Annotated in this window: 18 protein-coding genes; 4 read left to right on the top strand and 14 right to left on the bottom strand. The window is 48.2% G+C overall.

Annotated features, from left to right (window positions below):
- Positions 1 to 50: 50 nt before the first annotated feature.
- The 14 genes from M1D90_RS14685 to ggt form a co-directional block, all read right to left on the bottom strand.
- Entirely contained in the window at positions 51 to 1682 is a 1632-nt protein-coding gene (locus M1D90_RS14685) for a rhamnogalacturonan acetylesterase (protein ID WP_456282849.1), read from the bottom strand.
- Between the two features lie 20 nt (positions 1683 to 1702).
- Positions 1703 to 3571, bottom strand: coding sequence for a rhamnogalacturonan lyase (locus tag M1D90_RS14690; protein ID WP_456282850.1), 1869 nt, complete (start codon positions 3569 to 3571; stop codon positions 1703 to 1705).
- Positions 3572 to 3751: 180 nt separating this feature from the next.
- The gene (locus M1D90_RS14695) at positions 3752 to 4363 is read right to left on the bottom strand and encodes a YesL family protein (protein WP_456282851.1); all 612 of its coding nucleotides are present in this window, start codon (positions 4361 to 4363) and stop codon (positions 3752 to 3754) included.
- 14 nt (positions 4364 to 4377) lie between these two features.
- Positions 4378 to 5070 (bottom strand): YesU family protein, encoded by a 693-nt coding sequence (locus tag M1D90_RS14700; RefSeq protein WP_023856748.1) that lies wholly within the window; start codon positions 5068 to 5070, stop codon positions 4378 to 4380.
- Positions 5057 to 5773, bottom strand: coding sequence for a rhamnogalacturonan acetylesterase (locus tag M1D90_RS14705; protein ID WP_106070997.1), 717 nt, complete (start codon positions 5771 to 5773; stop codon positions 5057 to 5059). The genes M1D90_RS14700 and M1D90_RS14705 overlap by 14 nt, the downstream gene beginning before the upstream one ends.
- 13 nt (positions 5774 to 5786) lie before the next feature.
- Positions 5787 to 8072 carry a helix-turn-helix domain-containing protein gene (locus M1D90_RS14710; RefSeq protein ID WP_105979013.1) on the bottom strand — a complete coding sequence of 762 codons (2286 nt, stop codon included), beginning with the start codon at positions 8070 to 8072 and terminating at the stop codon, positions 5787 to 5789.
- A gap of 45 nt (positions 8073 to 8117) precedes the next feature.
- Positions 8118 to 9152: a glycoside hydrolase family 88/105 protein gene (locus tag M1D90_RS14715; protein ID WP_456282852.1), complete on the bottom strand. Its 1035-nt coding sequence runs from the start codon at positions 9150 to 9152 to the stop codon at positions 8118 to 8120.
- A gap of 18 nt (positions 9153 to 9170) precedes the next feature.
- Positions 9171 to 9980: a carbohydrate ABC transporter permease gene (locus M1D90_RS14720; protein ID WP_243941130.1), complete on the bottom strand. Its 810-nt coding sequence runs from the start codon at positions 9978 to 9980 to the stop codon at positions 9171 to 9173.
- Positions 9981 to 10067: 87 nt separating this feature from the next.
- A complete protein-coding gene (locus M1D90_RS14725; RefSeq protein WP_031305097.1) occupies positions 10068 to 10985 on the bottom strand; it encodes a carbohydrate ABC transporter permease in 918 nt (305 codons plus the stop codon).
- 34 nt (positions 10986 to 11019) lie between these two features.
- On the bottom strand, positions 11020 to 12315 hold the full coding sequence (locus M1D90_RS14730) for an ABC transporter substrate-binding protein (RefSeq protein WP_026579841.1): 1296 nt from the start codon (positions 12313 to 12315) through the stop codon (positions 11020 to 11022).
- Between the two features lie 145 nt (positions 12316 to 12460).
- A complete protein-coding gene (locus tag M1D90_RS14735; RefSeq protein ID WP_265143768.1) occupies positions 12461 to 13627 on the bottom strand; it encodes a response regulator transcription factor in 1167 nt (388 codons plus the stop codon).
- Between the two features lie 2 nt (positions 13628 to 13629).
- Positions 13630 to 15366 (bottom strand): sensor histidine kinase, encoded by a 1737-nt coding sequence (locus M1D90_RS14740; RefSeq protein ID WP_456282853.1) that lies wholly within the window; start codon positions 15364 to 15366, stop codon positions 13630 to 13632.
- A 13-nt stretch (positions 15367 to 15379) separates the two neighbouring features.
- Positions 15380 to 16024, bottom strand: coding sequence for a YesL family protein (locus M1D90_RS14745; protein ID WP_003180888.1), 645 nt, complete (start codon positions 16022 to 16024; stop codon positions 15380 to 15382).
- A 134-nt stretch (positions 16025 to 16158) separates the two neighbouring features.
- A complete protein-coding gene (ggt, locus tag M1D90_RS14750; protein WP_026579843.1) occupies positions 16159 to 17916 on the bottom strand; it encodes a gamma-glutamyltransferase in 1758 nt (585 codons plus the stop codon).
- Positions 17917 to 18248: 332 nt separating this feature from the next.
- Here ggt and M1D90_RS14755 point away from each other — a divergent pair, with 332 nt between their 5' ends.
- The 4 genes from M1D90_RS14755 to M1D90_RS14770 all read left to right on the top strand — a co-directional run bounded on the left by M1D90_RS14755 (position 18249) and on the right by M1D90_RS14770 (position 20906).
- Complete coding sequence (locus M1D90_RS14755; RefSeq protein WP_023856737.1) at positions 18249 to 18866, top strand: DUF47 domain-containing protein; 618 nt, start codon at positions 18249 to 18251, stop codon at positions 18864 to 18866.
- A gap of 12 nt (positions 18867 to 18878) precedes the next feature.
- Entirely contained in the window at positions 18879 to 19877 is a 999-nt protein-coding gene (locus tag M1D90_RS14760) for an inorganic phosphate transporter (protein ID WP_075212749.1), read from the top strand.
- A 109-nt stretch (positions 19878 to 19986) separates the two neighbouring features.
- Complete coding sequence (locus tag M1D90_RS14765; RefSeq protein WP_023856735.1) at positions 19987 to 20733, top strand: type II toxin-antitoxin system SpoIISA family toxin; 747 nt, start codon at positions 19987 to 19989, stop codon at positions 20731 to 20733.
- Entirely contained in the window at positions 20733 to 20906 is a 174-nt protein-coding gene (locus tag M1D90_RS14770) for a type II toxin-antitoxin system SpoIISB family antitoxin (RefSeq protein ID WP_023856734.1), read from the top strand. Before M1D90_RS14765 ends, M1D90_RS14770 begins: the two co-directional genes overlap by 1 nt.
- The last annotated feature ends 8 nt before the right edge of the window (positions 20907 to 20914 follow it).

Below are 20914 nucleotides of genomic sequence, written 5' to 3' on the forward strand. Positions count from 1 at the left end.
ACGGTTTGGAATGGCGAACGGGAGAACCGGAGACCGGCTCTCCCGACACCTTATTTCTTGAGCGAATGTTTCAGCGGATACATGTTCATATCGGCGATTTCTTCTGTCACGAGCCTTGCCAATTGGTTGGCGCCGAACTCGTGAACATGCACCCTGTCCTGGATTCCGTCTGGATAATTCGGGCTTTCTCCCGGCTCTAAAAACATAAATACGTTTTTAGTCGCTTCAACGCCGATCTCGTTGTAATAATCAATGCTCTTTTTATTTAAATCGAGCACCGGAACGTTCATTTCCCGTCCGAGCTGTCTCATTGCGTTCGGATATTCTCCGATGCTGTTGTAAAAAACGCCCTTTTCATCATAGGTTCGTTTACTTTGAGAAGTGACGAGCACAGGCCGTCCTCCTTTTTCGCGGGCTTTGTTAATGTAGGTTCTCAAGTATTCCTGAAATGTCGTATACGGATCTGTATGACGGGCCGGATCTTGCCCGGCGTCATTGATGCCGAACTGAATCAACAAATAATCGCCCCGTTTCATCCGGTTTAAAATCGTATCCAGCGACCGTTCATCCACAAAACTTTTCGCGCTTCTCGCGCGTTTCGCCTGGTTGTCGATGACGATTTCATCCGAGAAATAGCCGCCTAAAAATTGCCCCCAGCCTGCCATCGGCGCATAACCTGGTTCATAATCGGAAACCGTGGAATCTCCCGCCAGAAAAACCGTCGTCTTGTCATCCGTTACATGATAAGCCGTCTTCGTCAAGACCAGCGCATTGAGGCGCGGCCCTGTTCTCGCTGCTATGGCTTGAATGGAAAGGCGGCCACCGGAAATATGAATCGGAAACGTTTTTTCGTTGTATCCGCCCGCTTCCGCTCCAAATGAATAGAGCTGAATCATGCCATTTGCCCGTACGTCCATGTTCGTTTTTGCCCGGGCATCTCCGGTTATCAGCCGGACATGATATTGACCGTCAGGCAAATCGACCGTAAACGCCGTTCCATCCGGTATGCAAAAGTCTGAACGAAGCGGATCGGCGATACCGCGGTCCGTACAAGTCACCTTTGTTGTGTCGTCAAATCCGTAGCCTTTTAAAGGGGTATAAGCCGATTGCGCGTCTATCGGAATAAAGCCCGAAGCAAGAGGCCCGTCACCGAAATCAAACCGATACACCTTCGAAATTTCGACGGCATACACTTTTGGCTGAGGTCCTTTCCACTCCAAATCGAGACGCCCGTCTTCCACCGTAACGGTGAACGCTTTTTCGGCTGAACTTCCCTTTGCTCCGGCCGGGATCGTTCCCATTTTCTCTCCTTCGGCATAAAGCTTCAATTCACCGCGGGATGAGGCAAATACGGTTACGCGGTATTCGCCAGGAGAAAGAACCGCCAGAAAAGCCGTCCGGTTCACGACACAATAGTCTTTCTTGAGCGCTTCTTTTTTTTGCGTCTTTTTGCACACAGCGTTCCCTGCCCGTGAAAACCCGTAGCCTTTACCATTTTGATACGCGGAGGCCTCGTTCACTTTCACATAATCCTTCTCAGCGGGACCTTTTCCAAAATCGAACAGAAAAAGATCCTGACTGTGATGTGCGGCAGCGGCTTTCGGCTGCGCAGGTCCCTCAATCCCCGTGCTGAAGAAGAAAAGGAGAAGGATGGCCCATACGCAACGAACATATCGCTTCATTATGCAGCTCCCCTTTTCCATCAGCGTGTATAAATGTTCGGCTTCTCAGGTGTCTGCATGCCTTCGCCTAAATAAAAGCCGGTGTGCGGCGGCTGGTTGTAGCCGACATTCTGCCAGGCGATTCCGAGGCGATAGACGGCATCATGCATCAGCGTATACAAGCGGTGTTCCGTCATATCTGTCGTCGTGTAGATGCGCAGTTCGCTGCTGTCATCTGCTCGCCAGATCACTTCTTCGCGCCAGTCTCCGAGAATGTCAGCCTGCAGGGACGGCGTCGCTTTTGTTCCGTTATTTGCCGAAGCTCCAGATGCTGTCAGCAAGTTAACGGTTCGCGAATTTCGATAATCCCATTTATCAATTCTGTTGCTGTCCAGAAGCTCTCTTTGGAGATCGCCGTCCCACCAGATGCCGAAGTTCGTTGATGAAGGCAATGTGCTCCCGATTTTTACGCCTTTTGCCGTATAAAGACCGCCGTACGCCCATACTTCCGCTCCTTCGTAGCGCGGATCGATATCAGCAGCCATCCCGCGTCCGACATCCTTGCCTGCGTGCACTCCCCAGATGATCTTTCCCGTTTTCGCGTCCCGGAAAGACAATCCATAGGGAGAATTGCTGTTTTCATGCACTTGAAAGACTTCGAGTCCCGGTCTTGAGGGGTCCAGGTTTCCTGTATGCATGGCATCCCCATGTCCCCATCCGGTTGAATAAAGGCCTTTACCGTCATGATCGACAGCCATCGCTCCGTATATGATTTCGTCCTTTCCATCTCCGTCAACATCAGCGACGCTCAAACTGTGGTTACCTTGACCGGCATAGGCGCCATTTCCGGGAGCGTCCGAATCGAACGTCCACAGTTTGGTCAGCTTTCCGCCTCTAAAGTTGTAAGCGACAAGCACTGTTCTCGTGTAATAACCGCGTGCCATGACAAAACTCGGCCGCTCCCCGTCAAGGTATGCGACACCGGCCAGAAAGCGGTCAACCCTGTTGCCGTAGCTGTCTCCCCAATCGGCTACATTTCCCCGGGCAGGTTCGTAGTTGACCGTTGTAAGCTCAGCGCCTGTATCGCCTTTAAAAACCGTCAAATACTCAGGCCCTGACAAAATTCGGCCTTGGGCATTGCGATAATCGGCGTTTGCATTTCCGATCACCTTTCCCTTGCCGTCTTTCGTCCCGTCGGCTGTCTTCATGGCGATTTCCGCTTTTCCGTCGCCGTCAAAGTCATAGACGAGAAACTGTGTATAATGGGCGCCGGCGCGAATGTTTTTGCCAAGGTTGATTCTCCACATCATGGTCCCGTCAAGCTTGTATGCGTCAATCAGCACGTCTCCCGTGTATCCGTCCTGTGAATTATCCTTTGAATTGGAAGGATCCCACTTGAGAATGATTTCATATTCGCCGTCTCCATCAAGATCGCCGATGCTCGCATCATTGGCGCTGTATGTGAATGACACCCCATCAGGCGTTTTTCCCCCGGCCGGTTTTTGCAGCGGAACAGATTTGTATGGTTTATTCCAAACTCCGGCGGTTTCAGAAGGAGCCTGCTCCACGCCGTTCAAAACGGCGCGCACCTGGTAAACGGCATTCGAATCCCCGCCTGCATCCTGATAATTTGTACTCGATGTAATCGGGGAACCGTTCAGCTTCTTTCCGTTTCGATACACATTAAATGAAACAGAAGCGGGCTCGGTTCCGAGCAGCCGCCAGCTCACAAAGACACCGTTCCCCGTTTTAACAGCGACAAGCCCCCGGTTCAGCGACTCCATTTGCCTTGCCTGCACAGCCGTCCGCCCGTCTGCTTCCGCTTGTTCCGAGAAGCCGGTCACAAGCGTAATGAATAATAGAGATGACATGGCCAACAGTTTCTTCCACCTTTTCTTTCCTTTTTTCATCATCTTCTCCCTTCGCCTTTTTGTAAGCGCTTACTTAAAAGGGATTCTATTACGGCTTCCATTTTTATTCAATTGCACTTTTTTGCCGAAGGGAAAAGATGTGTTCAAGTCCGATTTAAAGCGGTTCTCCTTTTTCAATTGATACTTTTTTGCTCACTTTTCTCATTTTTGCACGGTTCACTAGCCTTCCAGGCGCAAAAAACAGCGATGTGCGATGAACATTAATACAAGAGCAAACAAACTGACACCATAAAATGGAATCAGTCCCGGAACCGTCAACAGCACATAAACGACAAAGCCTCCAGCAGCAGCCATTCCGGCCGTCGTCAAAGGACGAACGAGACCGATCAGTGCAGCCTGTGAAAAATAGCGGGCAAACGGCAGCTGAACGTGAACGTAAAGCGGAAAAATATACACGAAAACTACGACATACATGAGTCCGGCCATCAGTGTGGCATAGCTGATGATGATTGAAAATAAATCCTCACGGACGCGGAAAAATTGATAGTTTACTAATAAAATTGTGCCGGCGGCGAGGAGGATGAGGCCAAGTCCGTTTGTTTTGAAAAACTCTTTTTTATACGTTTGATAAAACGTTTTGAATACCGGTGCGTCCGTCCGGCCGAGCAGCCACTTGCGCACGACCATGAACATCGCGGCCGTGCTCGGAGCCCAGCCGAAAACAACGCCTCCTCCCAGCGTGAATAGAACCCAGAGCGCGTTCAGCCAGGCGATTTTCATGATCGCTTCACAAGCGCCGTACATCATCGCCATCATGCCTTTTTCCCGCATGTCCGATCCTCCTTTCAGTCGCAAAGCAGCCTGCGCACTTCAAAGTTGGCGTAGGCTGCTTTCAGCGGAGCCATTTGCCTGAAACCGATTTTTCCTCCTCCGTAAACCGGGCCGAAACGCCTGCCGTCATCCTCCCATTCCAAAATGGGCAGCCCGTTGATTGAAAAATGAACGGATACCCCGTCTTTTATGAGCTTCATTCGGTAGGGAGGCAAAGCGTCATTAGCGGGCGGAAGCGGGTCGGCTCCCTCACAGACGAGGTGAAAACCGCGGCTTTTCCTGAGGTTGCATGTTCGGAATGCTCTTTCATCAGCATGCTTATGTCTGAAATACGACAGGTGCAATGTGTTGATGTCCCCTGAATGATATTGCGGATATTTCCCTGTTCTCTCCGCCAGCCGCCCGTCAAATAAATCTTCCCCATTGATCCCGGTGGCTGCAAAAAATATCATGCATAAGCCGGGCTCCCGCACAGGATAGAAATCCCACTTCACAACTATTCCATCAGGGAATGTCTCTGGACACCAGTAAACAAAATGGGCATCGTCTCCATATTGCTCAGCATCGAGTTCATTCTCCATATGCAGGCGGCCGTTCGGAAAACGAACGATTCCTTTTCCTTCCATCACCCAGCCGCGGAGATCTTCAGGAGACGATAAAGGGTTTTGATAAATCAGGCTTCCTTCTCTTGCATTACACTTCGGCACGGAAGTCGCTCCTTTCACAATGAAGATAAGCCGCTAGAGGCAGGCCGAGCTCTCTGATTCCTTCTGTTACCAGCCAGGCGACTTGACGGGCCCCCGCCTCGGAAAAATGAGTATTGTCTTCAATTCCATTTGGATAATGAGGATGTTCATGCGGCTGAAAGTGGACGAACAGCTGTTTTGAGTCTTCCGTTCCGAGAGATTCATAGAGCGCTTTTGTTTTGGACCATAAATCGATGAGCGGAACTTCGAAGCGGTCAGCGAGCGCCTTCATCGCTTTCGGAAAATCTCCGAGTGTGTCGGCAGGCTTTCCGTTTTGATCAAAGCGTCTGCGCTCTGCGGAAGTGATCAAAACCGGAGTCGCCTGTTTTTCGCGAACCGCTTCAACATAGCGGACAAGATGCTCCTGATAGGTTGTATACGGGTCTGTTCCGTACGGTTTTTGATCGTTGTGGCCGAACTGGATCAACACATAATCACCAGGCCCAAGCCGCTCCGTAATGTCATCGAGCCGGCCTTCATCAATGAAACTGTTCGAACTGGCCCCGCCTTTTGCCATATTCACGACCGCAGCCTCATCTGAGAAAAACAGCGGAAGCATCTGTCCCCAGCCGGCCATCGGCGCTTCATGCGGAGGACAGTCTGCGACGGTCGAATCCCCGGCCAAATATACTGACACTTTTGGCTTTTCGTCTGTTCGTTTCATAACACTCTCCCTTTCACGAAGATTCCTGATGAATCTGCCTGTAGCGGCTCGGCGGAATGCCGACCTGCTTCTTGAAAATCCGGTTGAAATAGCTGTGTCTGTAGCCGACTTCTTCAGAAACGTCATGGATTTTTTTATTCGTTTCAAGAAGAAGCTCTTTCGCTTTTTCGATTCTGAGACGGGTAACATAGTCGATAAAATTGATGCCGGTTACTTGTTTGAAAGCTTTGCTCAGCGTATACGAATTCGTCCCGGCTTGATCAGCGCAGCTTTCAAGCGAGATATCGTTCATATAATGCTGATGAATCATCTCAAGCACCTGTTCGACAAGCCGTTTTTGCTGTCTGTTTTTCCTGCCTTCCATTTCTTTAAGATACGGGCTTACGACACGCTCCATCATCCAGCCGACGGCCCTTTCCGGCTCCCTCAGCTCTGAAAGCTCCTGCAGCAGATTTTTTCGGCTGAACAATTCATAAGGGTGAAGGCCGGAATGAAAGATCTCTTCCTGGATCTTTGCCAACAGCTGCATCATGCCCGGCTGGATGCGGATTTCCGTCTTTCCTTTTTCGGACAGTTCCCGGATGAACAGCCTGATCCGCCTTTCGACTTCATCCCTTTCTTCAAGCCGTAACGCCCTGACGACCTCTTTTTCAAGAGTGAACGGATAGTATGATTCAACGGGAGGCATGTCTTCCTTCCGGCTTAAATCGATCACCTGGCTGGCGTTTTCGAACTGTCTGTAATGCCTGCCTTCTTTCACCTCTTCATACATGCCGGGAATGTCTTTTAACATGTGAGCGGTTTTTGATACCGTCACTGTGACGTGGAGTCTTGATATGCCGCAGATCACATCCGTCAGCTCACGGACAAATTGGGCGGTTTCTTCCTTGAAGGCTGTTTTCCTGCCGCTCATCAGCAGCACAGCAAGCGATAACGAACGGACATCGGTCATATAAATATGTTTGAAAGTCCTACCAGCCAGTTCGCGCGTAATGTTGCCCAGCAAAAAACCCGTCAGACTTTCATCCTTTTTTGTAAAAGCTCCGTTCCCTTCGTAAAGTCCCGTCAGCTGGATATCGATGATGGTAAACACATTGTCTTTCGCTTCCCAGCCCCACCTTTTCAGACGATCTCTCAAATTCCTCTCTGATTCATCTGCAAAGTATCCGCCGAGAAGGCGCTGAAAAAAAACGTTTGCAGCCTGGGGCATTTCCTTTTTCAGTCTGCCGCTTTCCTCAGTCAGGTCTTCCCAGCGCTTCTCGAGCCAATGAAATTCATCCGGAAAATGAGCGGCCTTACCCTCTCCTGAACAGAGCTTGATCAGCCTTGCGACAGGTGAATAAATTTTGTGTGACGCATACCATGACAGAATGAAAGCAAGAACGATCCCGGCGATGCTGACCGACGCGACGAGCTTCGATAAAAACAACACCGGAGCCGTAATCGCCGACATCGGTGAAGCCGAGACATAGGTCCATTCCTGGTTTAATCTGTCCATTCGTCCGTATGAAACGGAATACGCCCCTCCGCCCCAATCCATCACAAAGGAGCCCTGTTGATTTTTTTGTTTCTCAAGCCTCCCTTTTAAAACGCTTTCAAAATTGGCTTTGCCGCGTTTGCTCCCGGAAAAAACAGGCTTTTGATTATGATGAAAAAGAAGCGCTGTTCCCTTTGAATACGGTGAAAGGCTTTCCAGCAAATGCCCCATTTCTTTTTCGTCAAGCGTTAAAATCAGCGCGCCGAACGGCTCTGAGATGCCTCCCGGAATTTTGTGGACAAGCGCCATTCCGTAAGGAGCGGCGCTCATGTCTTTCCAATAAACGTTTTGACCGCCTTCAAGCAACGAATGATAGGCCTTTAAGATGTTCCGGTCGGTCATTCCGCTGTATTCTGGATTTAAAAGAATCGGCTCTTTCCCTTGAATAAACAGTTCAACCTTGTGAATGAGCGGATTTTGATCCTGAAGCACAAACAGCGATTTTGAGAGCCTGTACGTCGTTTGAAAATCCGTTTGCAGATCGGCATCGGCCAGACCGTTCATCAGGCGCGGATCATATGCAAGCTGGGAGAGCATGATCTCAAGCCCTTCCAGCTTGTCATCGATTTGGCTGATTTGGCGTTTCACCTGGTTCTCGTGCATTTGTTGGAGCTCTTTTTCAATTTTTGCAGCGGAAAACAAATAGATTCCTGCACCCGTCAATAAGCCAGGAATACACGCAATCAGCAGAATCAGCACAAAGCTTTTTTTAAAAAAACTTCCTTTTCGCCGTGAAACATATCTTTGATGCAGCTTTTTCATCCCTCTCCCCCCACTGCAATGAAAAGAATGTTTCTTTTTCAATTTCTATTGGAACGCGCGCGACTTGGAGCGGACGACGTCTGCCAAAAACGTCAGGGCAAGCCCCTGTCCCCAGCCTTGAATCCGTTTATACGGAACGTCTTTGTATCCCTGTGCATCCCGCATCACTGCTGTGCCCGCTGAAACGCGTTCCACCCTTCCGTCAGGCGCGACCGCATCTGTTATGGCTGTGAGCGCCTTCTGAACGGATTTGTGGTATAGCGAGCCTCTGGACAGCAGGCCGGAAGCAATCCCCGCAGATCCCGACACTTCAAGATATGAATCAGGATCCGTCAGTACGGTGTGCCATAAACCAGAAGGATGCTGAAGCCTGACAAGCGCGCTCAACAAGTCTCGAAGTGAACCGTCAATGATCATGTATGAAGGATACGTAACATCGATCAAAGGGAGCGCTTTAGCCATTGTCAAAGCGGCCCATCCGTTTCCCCTTCCCCAAAATATGCCTGACAGATTGTTTTTGGCCACATGGTCCCATCCGTGATAATAGAGATTGGTCTCCATGTCCTGCAAAAATTCCTCATGGCCGTGATACTGGCGCAGCCCGTCTTCAAAATATGCCTCGCTGCCGACAGTTTTGCCGATTCGGAGAAGGAACAAGCCCGCCATCATCATCGTATCGACCCATGCCTGTTCAGGGAATACATGTTTCTCTGAGTTGACGGTGTGCTGCAAAATCCCATCTGCGAACCGGGGCGCTTCGCGGAGCACATAGTCCGCCATTTGCCGGGCGGTGTCAAGATAACGGTCATCTCCTGTCGCCTGGTAGAGCGACAGAAGGGTATGGCCGATGGATACCCCGTTGATCGACAGCTTAGGCAAGCCGTCTTCAAGCTTTTCATCCGTCCAGTTTTTCAAAAGTTCGAGGTATTTGTCATTTTCGGTTGCTTCATACGCCTCAGCGACGCCGTAAAACGCGACACCGCCCGGCCAATCCCATTCGAAATCCATCTGAAATGTCCGCTTGACGATTCTGTCGATCACTTCATTCAGTTTTTCTTCATCAAAAACAAGCTTTGTCATGCATTTTTCTCCCCTTTGTTATTTTAATCCGCTCATGCTGATTCCTTGGACGATCGATTTTTGAAAAACGAAAAATACGAGAATCACCGGGACGAGTGAGACGACTGACATCGCAAACATCGCCCCCCAGTTAGACGCCGTTTCCGTATCTAAAAACAGCTTTAGTGCCAGAGAAACCGGGTAAAGCTCCGGCTTGTTCAAGTAAAGAAGCGGATTGATCAGCTCCTCCCACTTCCAGTAAAACGAGAAGATGGCGGACGTCGCGAGCGCCGGTGCGATCAATGGCAAAATGATTCTGAAAAAGATGCCGAGACGGCTGCAGCCGTCAATTTTTGCCGCTTCATCGAGTTCTACCGGGATCGTCCTGATGAACTGAATCATCAAAAAGATAAAAAACGCGTGCCCGAAAAATTGGGGAACAACGATCGGCTTGAATGAATTCAGCCAATCCAGTTTTGCAAAAATGATGTATTGCGGAATCATCAGCACCTCGTGCGGCAGCATCATCGTCACCATCATGCAGCTAAACCAAAACGCCTTCCCTTTAAACGGAATCCGTGCGAATCCGTAAGCGATGAACGCTGAGGACAAGACCGCACCGACCGTCGAAAGGCCGACGATGATAAGCGAATTTTTAATAAATGTGATGAACGGCTGTCCGGCGATCCCTTTCCAGCCCTCCGTGTAATTGGACAGGATCAAAGGGTCCGGGATGAGCGAATGGGATGTGGCGAATATGCTCGCACTTTCTTTAAACGAGCTTGCGATCAGCCAGATAACGGGATACAAAAGGATGATCGCAAGACCGGCAGTCGCGATATGGAACACGAGCTGCCCGGCTCTTTTCTTTCCCGTTCCTGCGGGAAGCGGGGCAGGCGCCGCCCGCCCCGAAATGTCTTTTACCGGCTCCACCAGCTACCCCTCCTTCGATTCGTAATGCACCCATAAGGATGAAGTTTTGAACAATATGAAAGTGACAAGGCCGATCAGGATGAGCATCACCCATGCCATCGCCGATGCGTAGCCCATTTGGAAAAAGTTGAAGGCCCGCTGGAACAAATAGAGGGAATATAGAAGCGTCCCGTCAAGCGGACCGCCTTCCCCTTTTGAAATAATGTAGGCCGGCGTAAAGGTCATGAAGGCTGAAATGGTCTGCATCACCAGGTTAAAAAAGATGATCGGACTGAGAAGCGGGAGCGTAATGAGAAAAAAACGCTGAAATCTGTTTGCACCGTCGACGCTTGCCGCTTCCTGATACATCGGCGGGATATTTTTCAATCCGGCAAGAAAGATCAGCATGGAAGAGCCGAACTGCCACACCGACAAAAGAATCAAGGTCCACAATGCGCTTGTCGGATCCTGATACCAAAGAATCTTCTTGTCAAATCCGAGGAAGAACAAAAGCGCATTGATAACACCGTCATTGCCGAATACATTTCGCCACATAATCGCGACCGCCACGCTGCCGCCGATAATGGACGGGAGATAAAAGAGCGTCCGGTAAATGCCGACACCTTTTTCGGCTCTGTTCAAAATCACCGCAATGAAAAGCGCAAACGCGAGGCGCAGCGGAACACCCGCGAGCACGTAATAAAACGTCACTTTCAGCGAGCCCCAGTACTTTTCATCATCTGTCAGCATCGCCTTATAGTTGTCAAGGCCGACCCATTTGGGCGGGGTGAACAGATCGTAGCTTGTAAAAGACAGAAACAGCGAGGCTCCCATCGGAATGACGGTAAAGCATAAAAATCCGATAATAAACGGGGAAATAAAGGCGTAACCCGCCAAATTGTCAATTCTATTTTTTCGCTTCACGTTCACTTCCTCCTGCATTTGATGAGCGGCCTTCCTCCACTTGTCCCGCTTATCATTGTTGATTTCTTTTCAGTATCGCGTCCGCTTCTTTTCTGAACTTCGCGGCTCCTTCTTCAGGCGTGATCTTTTTAAACAAAATCTGGTCTGATGTGTCTTTTAGCAGTTTGATAACTTCGGCGCTGCCGATCGGTTCAGGCGGTTCCGCTTCCCCCGCGGACTCCGAAGCCCGTTCGACATATTCGAAAATCTTTTTCTCCTCTTCACTCAGTTCTTTCTTCACCGTTTCCGCAATTTTGGAGGAAACCGGCACGCCTCTTTCTCCTTTGATCAGGGCATTGGCTTTTTCATTGTTAATAAAGAAGTCGATGAATGCAGCCGCTTCTTTTTTTTGCTCGGAGCTTTTCGGGATTGAAAACAGCATGCTCGGCCTTAAAAACAGCGCCTTTTCTTTCGCCTGTTCAGGAGGCAGTTTTAATGACAGAGGTGCATCGGTCAGCTGTGCGAATGCCGAAAACTGATTTGAATAATTCCATGTTGCAGCCGTTCGGCCTTTAACGATAAAATCGTCCTCCATTCCCTTCACTTGCGCGCTTTCATCAGGTGTCGGCGATGCTTTTTCATCAACGAGCTTCACCTGACGCTTGAAGTAATCGACAAACAGCTTGTCGTCTGAATAAGCAAGGCCTGTGCCGTCCTCTTTATAAAAGCGCTCGCCCTTCGTCCTCAAGTAATAAGGGAAAAAGACATCAGGCGGATGCATGCCGTTTGAACCGTATTGCCCCGTCTTCTCCTCGACCTCTAGCGCTAGGTTTTCAAAATCGGTCCACGTCCAGCTGCCGTCGTCAATTTCAACGCCCGCTTCTTTTAGCATGTCATCATTTGTAATCACCGACAGCACATTCACACCGAGCGGGAAGCCGTATAACTGATCACCGATTTTGCCGCCTTTGATCGTCTTTTCATCAATCGATTCGGTATTGATGGTCCCGTCCTTGACGTACGGAGTCAGGTCTTCAAGCTGGCCTTTCTTGCCGTATTGGGATAAATACGCCATATCCATCTGAATCACATCTGGCAGCTGACCCGCCGCAGACATCGGGGCAAGCTTTTTCCAATAATCGTCCCAATTCGCAAACTCCGCTTCGATTTTGACATGCGGGTGTTCCTTTTCATACAGCTCGATGATTTTTGATGTATAATCATGCCGAGGCTGTCCGCCCCACCACGCGACCCTCAAGGTAACCTTCTTTTTGCCGTCCGCACCGGCCGCCTCTTCAGTGTTTGAACTGCATCCGAACAGGCCGAGCGTCAGCAAAACGCAAAATGAGAAAAACACAAATCTTCTCATCAACATTTCCCCTCCTTATTTTGTAAGTGCTTACATTTCATTTTAAATTCAACTTTTTGTCCCAGAAACTCAAAAAACAGAGAAGAATGTTAAAAAAACAGAGATTCCGTCAATACGCAAAAAACCGCCGAATATACCGGCGGCATTAAAACGTGTTTTCTTCTTTTTTTCGAAATTCTGACGGGGTGAGTCCTGTGTATTTTTTAAAAACAAGGCTGAAGTATTTCGGATTGTGGCCAAACCCCAGCTCCTCTGCCAGTGCGCCGATGGCCGTGTTTTTAGACTTCTTCATCTTCGCGATCGCTTTTTCGATGCGCACCTTTGCAACATAGCTTGAAAACCTTTCACCGGTTTCCTGTTTAAACAGCTTGCCGAGATAATCCGGATTCATGTACAGCATGTTGCGGGCTGCCCATTTCAGCGAAAGCTTCGGATTTGAGGCCTCCTTTTCGATGAGATCGAGCATCCTCCCGATTAAAACCGATGTCTCTCCTTCATGTTGGACGATCTGTGCGTATGCCTTTTCGTACATAGCGGAGGCTTCGCTGATACTGCCGCTTTCGCTGAGTGATGCTTCAGGTTCAAATTGAAGCAGATGGCGTGAAAGTTCTTGGACGCTTTTCTTTTTTTCCTCAAGTACGGCAGGAGCGACTTTTCCGTCAACTGCACAAACAAGCACTTGTTGAACGCAGGCCGAAGTGATGACAGAACCGTTCAGCACCTCATCCGCAATGGACTCAACACCTTGGGCATAGTCTTTGTCATCCCCGTCCCGGACGGAAAACAGGATCAGTCTGATGACCTTTTGCTCTGAAAAAAAGCGCAGGCACGTTTCATCCTCGATGCGGCTGCCCGTGACCAGCTCTTTTAACATTTGCTTCATAAGATGCGGCTTCATCATCTCCAGATCATTTTTTACTTTTTGCGCCGATTCCTCTTTTTTCAGCTCGCCGATCACGCTTTGAAGCGAATCTGTAATGTGGTTTTCATTGCAGGGTTTGAGCAAATAATGTCTGACTCCGTATGACATCGCTTTTTTTGCATATTCAAACTGGCCGAAGCCCGTCAGCAAAATAAACCGGATTGACGGGTAGTCGCGGGACACTTTCTCGATCAGTTCGAGTCCTCCCATCCCGGGCATTTTAATATCGCTGATCACAATGTCCGGCCGCTCTTCCATAATCAGGCGGTAAGCGTCAATCCCGTTTTGTGCGGCTCCGATCAAAGACGTTTCGAACGAACTCCACTCGATCATGCTGGAGATGCCGTCGAGAATAATCCGTTCATCGTCCGCCAACAGCACTTTATACATCATCACACCCCGCTTTGAAATGGTATTTTAATTAACATTTCGGTTCCCTTGTTCTTTTCGCTTGAAATCGTCAAGCCGTACCCTTTGCCAAACATCAGCTGAATGCGCTCATCGATATTTTGCAGTCCGATTCCTCTGCCTCTTGTCCGGACAAGCTCTTTTCTCGCTTTTTCCAAAAAGTCTTCATCCATGCCCGGTCCGTTGTCGGTAACCGTTAAATATACAAACCCGCCTTTTTTATATGCTTTAATGTGAATATGGCAAGGTTCAATGAAGGGCTCGAGACAGTATGTAATCGCATTTTCAGCCAAAGGCTGGAGGACAAGCTTTGGCACGCGGCATTTTTTCACCGCCGGCTCAATGTCGAGTTCAAAAACGAGCCGCTCCTCAAAGCGAAAACGCTGAATGGTAAAATAGTGGAGCACAATTTCAGCTTCTTCCTCGATCGTCACCACGTCGTTTTTCATATTGATGGCATTCCTGAGCAAAAACCCGAGGGATTCCGTCATCTTTGAAATTTGCGGCTGACGGTTCGTTTTTGCCAGCCAGTTGATCGACTCGAGCGTGTTGTATAAAAAGTGGGGGTTAATTTGCGCTTGGAGCGCTCTGAATTCCGTCTCTTTCAGCATCAGCTGCTTCTCGTAGTTCTCGGCAATCAGTTCATTGATCCGTTCAACCATTTTAAAAAAGTTGCGGTTTAAGACGCTGACTTCATCCTGCCGGTCTGAAGGAGCACGAGTGAGCGGCGCCAGTTTAAAATCGCCGGTTTGGACATTTTTCATGGCTGCCACCAGCTTCTCAATCGGACTCGTAATGCCCCTGGCCATTTTTCTTCCAAAAAGAACCGCAATCAAAAAGAAGAGGATAAAAAGGGAAATCAGGATCGTCTTCATCGCAGAGATTTTAGAAAACATCGCGTCAAAAGGGATCAGGCTCCAATACGTCCAATTCTTATACGCTGATTTGACATATGAAACGAAAAAGCGCTGGTCGTTTTCCTCCACAATGTCATATCCGTTTTCTGCGTGAGAAGATAAACGTAGTCCATCGGTTTGGCTGAAAGGCATTTCAGAAAAAAACAGCTCCTGCCCGTCCGACATCGCAATCTTGCCTGCGCCTTCCCCCCAGTCTTTCGGAAGATCGCCGATGACCCGTTTTAAATCGGCGACAATCACCACTGTTCCCAGATGGTCAAGGTTTAAACGCTCATAGGAGCGAATTTCCCGGACGGATAACAGCTCGCCGGTTTCACCCGGCATGGGCTCCCACGTGTTGCTGCCTTTTTGGCGCGACGCTTTTTCGATCAGCGCATTCTTTTGCTCCCGCAATGCTTCGGTTAAATTCGCACCTGCGGAATACTCGGTTCCGGAAGCATCAAACAAATGAATCGATTTAATGTACCGCTTAGAGCCGGTATATTCGGCAAGCTTATCCCAGATTTTGCTTTTCATTCGGTAGGTCACGTATTTGTTTTGGCCGCGGCCGGCTTTCAGAAGGTTTGCTTGGATGGCGGCGTCAGTGGTCAGTTGATATGACACATCCTCAATCTTTTTCAATTCATCTTCAATGCTTTTTGATGATAACATCAGCACCTGTGACGACTTCCTGTAAATCTGCTGGTCATAGACACGGAACGCGTATTGAACGCCACTCAAGATCAAGATGAGCGAAACAGCCATGATCAATGAAATCAAGATAAACAATTGATCTTTAATTTTTAAATGCTGATACCGGTTCACCGAACGAACACCTTCATTTCAAGCGTGTGACGGCAGCCTGTTTATCTGTCCGGCGCCCGTCTATTGCGCGGAACGCCTGAAACGAGAGCTTCGTCAAAATGAAGCTTAAAGCGCTGCCGCTGAAGAATAGAAGAAATGTGACATGAAATAAAGCGAGCAGAATCATGCCAAACGCGCTGATCAGCATGAAAAACGAGGTGAGCGGACGGGAAAAGCCGATGATAAAGCTGTATTTCAGCACTGCAATCCGTTTTAAATCGTAGTGGACATCAATTGGAAAAGCGTAAAAGAGGATGATGGCGTAAATGATAAACAAACTGATGAACAGACTTAAGACAACCGGCTGATCGTGAAAATAGACGGCCGCAATTTGAAAATCAACAATCAGCAATAAACCGACCAGACCCAATATCAAACCGAGAACGCTTGCTTTGGCCCATTTCTTTTTAAACGCCTGATAAAACGTCTGAAACACCGGGATATCCATCTTTCCCAGCGCCCACTGTCTTGTCACAGCGAACATCGCGGCAGTCGCCGGCGCTAAACCGAAGATGACCGCTCCCGCCAGCGTGAAGCCGATCCACAACAGATTCAAATAGGCGAGCCGCATCACCCACTCGCAAAAGCGGTAAAATCCATTTGCCAACGTGTGAATCATGGTCTCCCTCCTTCGCAACTTAGTAAACGCTTACAAAAAATATATTTCTCTTCTTTCGAAAAAAATCCTCTTTTCCCCGCTGACAGACGGAAGAAGGCTTGATCTAAAAGCCTTAGACCAAGCCCTTGCTTCCGCTATTTAGCCGATGTCTTAATGTTGACGCCGACCGCCGTCCCGTTTCTGCTTGAATCTGCAACCCCCATAAACGTTCTGTTCTCCCGGTCAATGAAAATGCTTTGGACATTGCCGATATCAACCGGATTCGCACCGAATCTGTGGCCGAAGTCATTGAGCTTCAGTCTGACATCCTCCGGCATTCCCGATTCATAGCGGTAAGAAGTCAGGCTGTTCGTATAGATTCTCGGCTCTTCAATCGCATCCTGAAGGCTCATGCCGTACTCAAAATAATTCAAGATCGTCTGGAAAACGGAAGCAATGATCGTCGTTCCTCCCGGGGAACCGACAGTCAGCACCGGTTTTTCGTCTTTAAAAACGATCGTCGGCGTCATGCTTGAAAGCGGCCTTTTATTCGGCTGAACTTCGTTCGCTCCGCCTGGAACCGCATCAAAATCGGTCAGTTCATTGTTTAAAAACAGTCCGTACCCGGGCACTAAAATCCCCGTTCCAAAAAGCTGTTCAATCGTAGTCGTATAAGAGACAACATTGCCCCACTGGTCCGTGACGGTAAAATGCGTCGTCTCCCCGATCGTCTTATCTTCAGGCTGAGGCACGATCTCATAATTCGGCTCTCCCGCCTCGTATTTCCACGGATCGCCTGCTTTCACATCGCGGTTCATCGAATCAAGGCTGATCAGCTGCTGCCGCTCCTTAATATAATCGGGATCGAGCAGCCCTGAGAGCGGAACATCGACAAATTCCGGATCGCCCGCATATGCCGCCCTGTCCGCATAGGCGAGGTGCATCGTTTCCGCGAGCAGATGATATTTTTCAAATGATTTTGGATCGTATTGCGATAAATGAAAATCATCAATCAATTTCAGCATCTGCAGCATGAACACTCCGCCTGAGCTTGGAGGAGGCATGCTTGCGATATCATAGCCGTGGTACTCGCCCCAGATCGGCTTATCTGTTGTGACCTCATAGCGGGACAGGTCATCAGGTGTCATCGAACCCCCGAAATCTTGCACGACATCTGCAATCGCCCGGCCGATTTCTCCATCATAAAAGGCTTTTGACCCTTCTTTCCGTATTAATTTAAACGTCTTGGCCAAATCCTTTTGTACGAGGATATCGCCTTCTTTCAAAGGTTCACCGTCGGGAAGGAAAATATCCTTTGCGGCCGTTTTGCTGAGCTTGTCCTGATGGTCCTTTATCGCATCGGCCAAAACCGAATCGATCGGGAACCCTTCTTCTGCAAGCTTAACGGAAGGCGATATCAAGTCTTCCATTTTCTTCGTTCCCCACTTTTTATGCGCTGCTTCGAGCCCTTTCAGCGTTCCCGGCACACCGACCGCATTTCCGTGTCTCGACCTTTCTGAAAAAGGAATCACCTTTCCGTCTTCATCCAAAAACATGTCAGGTTCGGCACCCTGTGGAGCACGCTCCCTGCTGTTGACGATCGACGTTTCCTTCGTCTCGCCATCGTAGACCATCATGAATCCACCGCCGCCGATTCCCGACATCATCGGCTCCGTTACATTCAGAGCATACTGAATCGCAATTGCTGCATCAATGGCATTCCCGCCCTTTTTCAACACTTCGGCTCCGATTTTTGATGCAAGCGGATGGGCCGTAGCCACCATACCGTCTTTCCCGACGGCGACTTTATCACCATCTCCGCCGCTCATAACCCCTTCTGCTTTTGACACCGGACTGAAAAAGCAACCAACCGCCAAGCAAATCGCAACAACTAAGAAAGCTAACCGTCTCATCAGATCACCTTCCTTTCCAGTTTATTACTACTATAACAGGAAAGCGAACTGAAAATAAGGAAAACTCCCAATTTTCTATTTTTTTGAACCCAAACTCCCAAATTCCTCAAAAAAATCCTGTCATTCGTTCTTTTGACACAATTAGCTGAAAGGAGAAAACGCCTATTATCATCATAAAATCCCGGATGGCAGCTGGTGCTTGCGCCCACCTAAAAGATGTGAATATCTAAAAATTAAATGGTTTTTTTCGACTGCACCTGTTTTTTTTCGACAAAAAGTTATATAATATTTTGATGTGTGCATTGTCTCATTTAAACAATGGAGGGTTACAAATGTTGAAAAGAAAAAAAGACAAGTTTTCCGTGCTTTTGACGGAAATTGCAAAAAATTTAGACGAAACAGCTGAGTATTTTGTTAACTATAAAGTGACGAATCAGACAACCCTTAAAGAATTCGCGGATACCTTAAAAGAGTATGAGACAAAAGGAGATAATTATGTACATACGATGATTAAGGAGCTGAACAAAGCATTTATCACGCCGATCGAACGCGAAGACATCCTTCAGCTTACAAACAGCCTCGATGATGTACTCGACGGTATCGAACACTTTTCAGCCATGATGGAAATCTTCTCGATCACATCTTCAGATGAGCATATTGATAAATTCAGCGGCTATATCAGAGAATGCGCAAAAGAAATTCTGTTGACAATTGAATTGCTGGCGGAAAATCGCCTGACAGAAATTCAGCCGCACGCCATTAAAATTAAAGAATACGAACATAACTGCGATAACCTGCACCGCAAATCGCTGAAGAATCTTTTCGGGAAAGAGACCGATCCGATTAAAGTGATCCAGTACAGGGAAATCTATGAGACGCTAGAAGAAATCGCAGATTCATGCCAAAGTGTAGCAAACAATTTAGAAACCATCATAATGAAAAATGCGTAACGAGGGATTATAATGGATCTTTTATTTGTATTAACCATACTGATTGTCATCTTTGCTTTGGCATTTGACTTTATCAACGGTTTTCATGATACGGCAAATGCGATCGCCACCTCGGTATCGACAAAAGCGTTAAAACCAAGGCACGCCATTATAATGGCGGCAGTTATGAACTTCGCCGGCGCCATGACGTTCACAGGCGTAGCGAAAACCATTACGAGCGACATCGCCGACCCTTTCAAACTGGAAAACGGATCGGTCGTGATCCTTGCAGCTCTTATCGCAGGCATTACATGGAACCTGGTGACTTGGTATTTCGGCATTCCCAGCAGCTCATCCCACGCGATCATCGGAGCGATTGCCGGAGCTGTCATCGCATCGGAAGGATTCGCCGCGATTAAATACCACGGATTTATTAAAATTATCGAAGCACTTATATTATCGCCCATTTTGGCGTTTGTTTTAGGATATTTGATCTACAGCATCGTCAAAGTCATTTTTAAGAACAGCAATCTGGCCAAAACGAATAAGCGGTTCCGGCGCGTTCAAATCGCGACAGCTGCCATACAGTCCTATACACACGGCACGAACGATGCACAGAAAGCGATGGGTATCATTACGATGGCTTTAATTGCGGGTAACTTGCACAGTACAACTGACATCCCGTTCTGGGTGCAGCTTGCATGCGCCACAGCCATGGGACTCGGAACATCTGTCGGCGGCTGGAAAATCATCAAAACCGTCGGCGGAAAAATCATGAAGATCCGTCCCGTCAACGGTGTCTCTGCAGATTTGACGGGAGCCCTCATCATCTTTGGTGCGACGATCGTCCATTTGCCTGTCAGCACGACACACGTCATTTCTTCATCCATTTTAGGCGTAGGCGCTTCCCACCGGGTGAAAGGCGTAAACTGGGGCACCGCAAAGCGGATGTTGATCACATGGGTCATTACCCTTCCCATTTCGGCAACCATCGGTGCATTTGCCTATTTCATACTAGATTTATTCTTTTAATCAGCACACTCCCGTCCGAATCCAGGACGGGAGTTTTCATGTTTAAAAGAAAGCTGGCATAACAATAGAATAGGAACTGCACTATTTCTCGGGAAGAGGGAAACCAGTTATGCTGCTATTTTATCAATTCCTTGTTTGGCTCATTGTATTGGCGCTGGCTCTGTATGTGGCTGCCGTGTGGCGTTTTGAAAAAAAGCTCACCGAAAAAACGGTCGCGATCCGAAAAACATGGTACCTGCTTTATGTTATCGGCGCCGTGATTTATTGGACGCACGATCCGCAGTCGATTTTCACAAACCCGCTTCATTACTTGATCGTTGCCGTTTTTTTCACGCTGACAGACGCTTTTATTTTCTTAAACGCTTACTTTAAAAAGCTCGGCAGCTCCGAACTCGCGACAGACACAAGAATGCTTCTCGAAGAAAACAACGACCTCCTCCACACATATCAAAACAGGCTGAAAACGTTTCAATACCTATTGAAAAACGAACCGATCCACATCTATTATGGAAATATAGAAGCATATGCAGAAGGGATCGAAAAGCTCATCAAACGATTTGCCGAAAAAATGAATATATCCGCTGCACTTTGCGAATATAATTCAGAAGAAAGCAAGGATCATTTGCTTGAGCATATGGAAAACCGCTTCGATGTTCAAGAAAAGCTTGAGCGCAAAGACGTTTATTATGAAGAAAATGGAAAAATGGTCCTCATTCCTTTTTCCATCCACGATTTTGACTATGTCATGAAGTTAACCTCAGAAGACCTTGTCACAGAATTTGACTACCTCCTGTTTACTTCTTTAACAAGCATCTATGATCTTCTGCTACCAAACGAAGAGGACGGTGACGACTGATGGAGCCTGCTTTTCAGCAAGACCATGAAAGCGCAAAAAAGCGCCTCGCCTTTAAAATGTTTAAAAAGCAATCCAAAACCAATATCGCGAAATACGAAGTCAGCCCCCATACCGAACGGATTTTCCGGCAAAACGAACGGCTGATCGGCGAGTATAAAAGAAAAAAAGCTTAACGAGGACG

The sequence above is a fragment of the Bacillus sp. JZ34 genome, from assembly GCF_053903205.1.

Coding starts and splice junctions, on each gene's coding strand:
- M1D90_RS14685 (WP_456282849.1), bottom strand. CDS start 1,682: ATGAAGCGATATGTTCGTTGCGTATGGGCCATCCTTCTCCTTTTCTTC.
- M1D90_RS14690 (WP_456282850.1), bottom strand. CDS start 3,571: ATGAAAAAAGGAAAGAAAAGGTGGAAGAAACTGTTGGCCATGTCATCT.
- M1D90_RS14695 (WP_456282851.1), bottom strand. CDS start 4,363: ATGCGGGAAAAAGGCATGATGGCGATGATGTACGGCGCTTGTGAAGCG.
- M1D90_RS14705 (WP_106070997.1), bottom strand. CDS start 5,773: ATGAAACGAACAGACGAAAAGCCAAAAGTGTCAGTATATTTGGCCGGG.
- M1D90_RS14710 (WP_105979013.1), bottom strand. CDS start 8,072: ATGAAAAAGCTGCATCAAAGATATGTTTCACGGCGAAAAGGAAGTTTT.
- M1D90_RS14715 (WP_456282852.1), bottom strand. CDS start 9,152: ATGACAAAGCTTGTTTTTGATGAAGAAAAACTGAATGAAGTGATCGAC.
- M1D90_RS14725 (WP_031305097.1), bottom strand. CDS start 10,985: ATGCAGGAGGAAGTGAACGTGAAGCGAAAAAATAGAATTGACAATTTG.
- M1D90_RS14730 (WP_026579841.1), bottom strand. CDS start 12,315: ATGAGAAGATTTGTGTTTTTCTCATTTTGCGTTTTGCTGACGCTCGGC.
- M1D90_RS14735 (WP_265143768.1), bottom strand. CDS start 13,627: ATGTATAAAGTGCTGTTGGCGGACGATGAACGGATTATTCTCGACGGC.
- M1D90_RS14745 (WP_003180888.1), bottom strand. CDS start 16,024: ATGATTCACACGTTGGCAAATGGATTTTACCGCTTTTGCGAGTGGGTG.
- ggt (WP_026579843.1), bottom strand. CDS start 17,916: ATGAGACGGTTAGCTTTCTTAGTTGTTGCGATTTGCTTGGCGGTTGGT.
- M1D90_RS14755 (WP_023856737.1), top strand. CDS start 18,249: ATGTTGAAAAGAAAAAAAGACAAGTTTTCCGTGCTTTTGACGGAAATT.
- M1D90_RS14760 (WP_075212749.1), top strand. CDS start 18,879: ATGGATCTTTTATTTGTATTAACCATACTGATTGTCATCTTTGCTTTG.
- M1D90_RS14765 (WP_023856735.1), top strand. CDS start 19,987: ATGCTGCTATTTTATCAATTCCTTGTTTGGCTCATTGTATTGGCGCTG.
- M1D90_RS14770 (WP_023856734.1), top strand. CDS start 20,733: ATGGAGCCTGCTTTTCAGCAAGACCATGAAAGCGCAAAAAAGCGCCTC.